Origin of the sequence: Halococcus sp. PRR34 (genome assembly GCF_028617175.1) — an archaeon.
Classification (GTDB): domain Archaea; phylum Halobacteriota; class Halobacteria; order Halobacteriales; family Halococcaceae; genus Halococcus; species Halococcus salifodinae.
Genome location: NZ_JAQJDA010000062.1, coordinates 1 through 935, shown reverse-complemented (window position 1 = coordinate 935; position 935 = coordinate 1). Strand labels below are relative to the sequence as shown.

Below are 935 nucleotides of genomic sequence, written 5' to 3'. Positions count from 1 at the left end.
CTGCTCTATTGAAAATGGACGACGGTGACGGGATTACTCCGTAATGAGTTTGAGGAAACGAGGTCGAGAAGTCGATCATGGGAGTCGCGCTTCTCGACCTCGTTGAGACAGCACTGCGTGTAGCCAAACAAGCCTTGGGGAAGCGAGCGGGCAAGCCCGACTCGGGCGGGCTTGCCCGCGAGGCTCACATCGTCGCACACTGTATTCGCAAGGAAGAGGGCTACAGCTACGCCGAACTCGTCGATCGGTTGAGCCTCATGCCGGAGATATGTGACCGGCTCGGCCTTCATCCGGATGCGTTGCCTGACCCTACCGCATTCTACCACTCACTCGATCGGTACGCGATGTACGTCTGGCGGGCGTTGCTGCGCATCTCAGCGCAGCAACACCCGCAGTCTGGACACGCCGCGTTGGACAGTACGTTCTTCGAGCGGAAGCAAGCCTCTCAGTACTACCTCCAGCGATGTGGGCGACGCGTCAAGACGATCAAAGCGACGACGTTGACCGATACGGAGTCGCTTGCGGTGCTGGACGTCCACTGTTGTATCGAGCGCGAACACGATACGAAGGCTGGCCCGCGGATCGTCCGCCGGAACGCGGACGACCTGCGGTCCGTGGCTGCTGACAACGGCTTCCAGGACTGGCACACCGAATACGAAATCGCCGCACTGGACGTTGAGTACCTCGTTCAGCATCAAGGATCGAAACCGATGGCTACAGCGAATAACGCTCTCATCCGAGCGAAGGGCTACACCCAGCGGTGGATGTCTGAAACCTCCTATTCGACGGTCAAGCGAACGCAGGACTCCGCCCTGCGTTCGCGGTTCTGGTATCGCCAGTTTCGTGAGATCGTTCTCCTGTTCGCGCTCAACAACATCAAGAAACTCGCCAAGACGCTATGATCGTACTCCCGTACCGCATTTTCAATAGAGCAC

At 58.4% G+C, this 935-nt stretch carries 1 protein-coding gene; it reads left to right on the top strand.

The genetic code is table 11. The features are described from left to right. The first annotated feature begins 77 nt into the window (after nucleotides 1-77). Nucleotides 78-902 carry a transposase gene (locus PHA81_RS20785; RefSeq protein WP_273838794.1) on the top strand — a complete coding sequence of 275 codons (825 nt, stop codon included), beginning with the start codon at nucleotides 78-80 and terminating at the stop codon, nucleotides 900-902. Nucleotides 903-935 lie beyond the last annotated feature (33 nt).

What these genes read in the sequence shown, in the direction of transcription:
- PHA81_RS20785 (WP_273838794.1), top strand. Translation starts at nt 78, where the DNA reads ATGGGAGTCGCGCTTCTCGACCTCGTTGAGACAGCACTGCGTGTAGCC.